The organism is Caldisalinibacter kiritimatiensis, from assembly GCF_000387765.1.
Lineage (GTDB): Bacteria > Bacillota > Clostridia > Tissierellales > Caldisalinibacteraceae > Caldisalinibacter > Caldisalinibacter kiritimatiensis.
The window spans coordinates 1-268 of sequence record NZ_ARZA01000228.1 but is presented as its reverse complement, the minus strand read 5'-3'; the positions used below and the strand labels follow the sequence as shown (position 1 = coordinate 268).

General features: G+C 26.9%; 1 protein-coding gene. It reads left to right on the top strand.

Going from position 1 to position 268, the window contains the following annotated elements; genetic code table 11:
- Positions 1–268, top strand: a 268-nt coding sequence (locus tag L21TH_RS14600) for a hypothetical protein (protein ID WP_034429899.1), incomplete at both ends; no start/stop codon positions are given.

Sequence of the window (268 nt, the reverse complement as noted above, 5' to 3'; positions counted from 1 at the left end):
TCCAAGACCTCCTAGATTTAAGAAAAAAGGTAGTAAATATAATATTAAATACCTTAATAATGGGTTTAAGATAGAAGGGGATATTATTAGATTTTCAATATCTGGGCAGCAAAAAGAATATTTAAAAGCTACCTATGGGATTAAGTCTAAATATTTATATGTGAAAATTAAAGAATTTTCACAGCTTAATCTTAAGGTAAAGGAAATAGAGTTTAAGCCCCTTAAAAATGGAGATTATGAAATTTTTATTGCTCATGAAGTAATTGCA